The following is a 3,563-nucleotide window of genomic DNA, read 5'->3' on the forward strand; positions in this document are numbered from 1 at the left end:
ATCCCGGCGTCGCCGAGTGCCTGGATGAGCGCGACGGTCAGCGCCAGGCCCGAGGCCAGCGCCGGGACGGTGGTGCTGGGCTCCTCGGCGAGGGCGAGCAGCGAGACGACGCCGGCGAGGTGCTCGGTGCCGTCGAGCAGCGGGGCGAGCACGGCGCGGTCGGCGCAGGCGTCGTCCAGGACGAGCCGGCGGACCTGCGCGCCGTGGCCGAGCAGTGCGGCCACGACCTCGTCGTCGGCCACCGCCTCCGGGGTGACGACCAGCCAGGTGCCGGTCAGCACCGGCGCGGTCGCCGTGCGGACCGGCTTCCACGTGATCCGGTAGCGCCACGAGTCCAAAGTGGACTTCTCGTCGCGGCGGTGGTGCCACGACGACAGCGACGGCAGCAGCGCGTCCAGGGACGCGCGCTGCTCCGCGCCGAGGTCGAGGATGGCCGCCAGCTCCGCGGCGTCGCCGCGGTTGACCGCTTCCCACAGCTCGACGTCCGCCGGGTCGGCGGCGGTCCCGGCGAACGCGGGCGGCGCGTCGGACCAGTAGAACTCGCGCTGGAAGGCGTACGTCGGCAGGGCCACCCGCCTGCCGCCGGGGAAGACCGGGGCCCAGCGCACCGGCACGCCGTGGGCGTGGGCTTCGCCGAGGGACTTCAGGAAGCGGTCGAAGCCGCCCTCGTCGCGGCGCAGCGAGCCGAGCGCCACCACCCGGGCGCCGGTGGTCTCGGCGATCTCGCCGATGCCCATGGTGAACACCGGGTGCGCGCCGATCTCGAGGAACACGCCGTGGCCCTCGGCGACGAGCGCGCCGACGGCGGCCCCGAACTCGACGGTCTCGCGCAGGTTGCGGCACCAGTAGGCGGCGTCGAGCTCTTCGGCGTCGACGCGGCCGCCGGTGACGGCCGAGTGGAACGGCACCGCCGAGGCCAGCGGCCGGACCGGCGCGAGCAGTTCCCGCAGCTCGCCGGCGATGGCGTCGACCTGCATCGAGTGCGCGGCGAAGTCGACCCCGGCCAGCTGCCAGCGCATGATCCCGGCCGCCGACAGGCGGCGTTCCAGGACGGCCAGCGCGGCGGGCTCCCCCGACACCGTCACCGTGCGGGGGCCGTTGACCGCGGCGATCGCGATCCGGTCGGCCAGGTCGCCGAGCAGCGCGCGGACGTCCTCGACCGGCGCGAGCACCGACAGCATCGCGCCGTGGCCGGCGAGCCGCTCCCGGATCAGCCGGGAGCGCAGCGCCACGATCCGGGCGCCATCCTGCAGGCTCAGCGCGCCGGCGACGCAGGCCGCGGCCACCTCGCCCTGGCTGTGCCCGACCACCGCGGCGGGTTCGACGCCGTACGAGCGCCACAACTCGGCCAGCGAAACCATCGTCGCCCAGAGGGCGGGCTGCACGACGTCCACAGTGGACAGCGCGTCGGCGTCCCGCAGGACTTCGGGCAGCGACCAGTCCACGAACTCCGCGAGTGCCTCGGCGCACTCGGCCATGCGCGCGGCGAAGACCGGCGAGGTCTCCAGCAGCTCCACGGCCATGCCGAACCAGTAGGTGTCCTGCCCGGGGAAGACGAACACCGGGGACGCCGGGGCGAACGCGGTCCCCTGGACCAGACCGGGGTCGGAAGCGCCCGCAGCAAGCGCGGCCAGGCCGCGGCCCAGCGTCGCGGGATCCGCGCCGACGACGACCGCGCGGTGCTCGAACGCCGACCGGGACGCGGTGAGCGAGTGCCCGACGTCCACCGGCCGCAGCCCGGGGTGGGCCTCGAGGTGCGCCAGGAGGTTCCCGGCCTGCGCCCGCAGTGCCGCGGCGGTCTTGCCGGACAGCGCCCACGCGACCGGGCCCGGTTCCGGGACCTCCGGCGCGGCAACGGGTTCCGCCGGCGGGGCCTGTTCCAGGATCGTGTGCGCGTTGGTGCCGCTCACGCCGAACGACGACACGGCCGCGCGGCGCGGGCGCCCGGTCTCCGGCCAGGCGGCCGGCTCGGTCAGCAGCGAGACCGCGCCGGCGGACCAGTCGACGTGCGTGGAGGGTTCGGTGACGTGCAACGTCTTCGGCAGCACGCCGTGGCGCATCGCCATGACCATCTTGATCACTCCGGCGACGCCGGCGGCGGCCTGCGTGTGACCCATGTTGGACTTGATCGAGCCGAGCAGCAGCGGCCGCTCGTCGTCGTGGTCGCGGCCGTAGGTGGCCAGCAGGGCCTGCGCCTCGATCGGGTCGCCGAGCACCGTGCCGGTGCCGTGCGCCTCGACCGCGTCGACGTCGGCGCCGCCGAGCCCGGCGCTGGCCAGCGCCTGCCGGATGACGCGCTGCTGCGAGGGCCCGTTCGGGGCGGTCAGGCCGTTGGACGCGCCGTCGGAGTTGACCGCGGAACCCTTGACCACGGCCAGGATTTCGTGACCGTTGCGCCGCGCGTCGGACATCCGCTCGAGCACGAGCACGCCGACGCCCTCGGACCAGCCGACGCCGTCGGCGGAGTCCGAAAAGGACTTCGAGCGGCCGTTCGGGGCGAGGCCGCGCTGCAGGGAGAACGCGACGAAGCTGTTGGGCGTCGACATGACCGAGACGCCACCGGCCAGCGCCAGCGAGCACTCACCGGCGCGCAGCGCCTGCATCGCCCAGTGCAGGGCGACCAGCGACGAGGAGCAAGCCGTGTCGACGGTGACCGCCGGGCCCTCCAGGCCGAGGGTGTAGGACACCCGGCCGGAGGCGACGCTGGGCGAGCTCCCGTTGCCCTGGAAGCCTTCGACGTCCGGCGTGCTGCCGAGGGTCTGGGCGTAGTCGTTGTACATCACGCCGACGAACACGCCGGTCCGGCTGCCGCGCAAGGAGACCGGGTCGATCCCGGCCCGCTCCACGGCCTCCCACGACGACTCCAGCAGCAGCCGCTGCTGCGAGTCGGTGGCCGTCGCCTCGCGGGGGCTCATGCCGAAGAACGCGGCGTCGAACTCCGGTGCGTCGTGCAGGAACCCGCCCTCGCGGGTGTAGGAGGTGCCGGGGTGCTCCGGGTCCGGGTGGTACAGGGCTTCGAGGTTCCAGCCGCGGTTGGTGGGGAACTCGCTCATCACGTCGGTGCCGTCGGCCAGCACCCGCCAGAGGTCCTCCGGCGACCGGACGCCGCCGGGGTAGCGGCAGCTCATGCCCACGATGACGATCGGGTCGTCGGTGACCGGGCGCGCCGGGACCGGGGCTTCGGCGAGCCGCTCGGCGCCCATCAGCTCGGCGAGCAGGTGCTCGGCCAGCACGGCCGGGTTCGGGTAGTCGAAGACCATGGTCGCGGGCAGGCGCAGGCCGGTCGCGGCGTCGAGCGCGTTGCGCAGCTCCACCGCGGTCAGCGAGTCGAAGCCCAGCTCCTGGAACGGGCGGGCGAGGTCGATCGACGCGGCCGAGGCGTGCCCCAGCACGGCCGCCACCTGGGCGCGGACGAGGTCGGCCAGGACACGCAGCCGCTCTTCGCCGGTGAGCCCGGTCAGCTTGCGCAGCAGGCCGTCCTGCCCGGCGCCGCCGGAGGTGCGGCGCGCGGAGCCGCGGATGAGCCCGCGCAGCAGGAACGGGATCCGGGCGTGGGACCGCAG

At 74.9% G+C, this 3,563-nt stretch carries 1 protein-coding gene; it reads right to left on the minus strand.

Annotated features, from left to right (window positions below; translation table 11 throughout):
* Positions 1–3,563, minus strand: a 3,563-nt coding sequence (locus tag G3I65_RS06005; RefSeq protein WP_160695215.1) for a type I polyketide synthase, incomplete at both ends; no start/stop codon positions are given.

Source organism: Amycolatopsis sp. SID8362, from assembly GCF_010550475.1.
In the GTDB taxonomy this organism is placed as follows: domain Bacteria; phylum Actinomycetota; class Actinomycetes; order Mycobacteriales; family Pseudonocardiaceae; genus Amycolatopsis; species Amycolatopsis eburnea.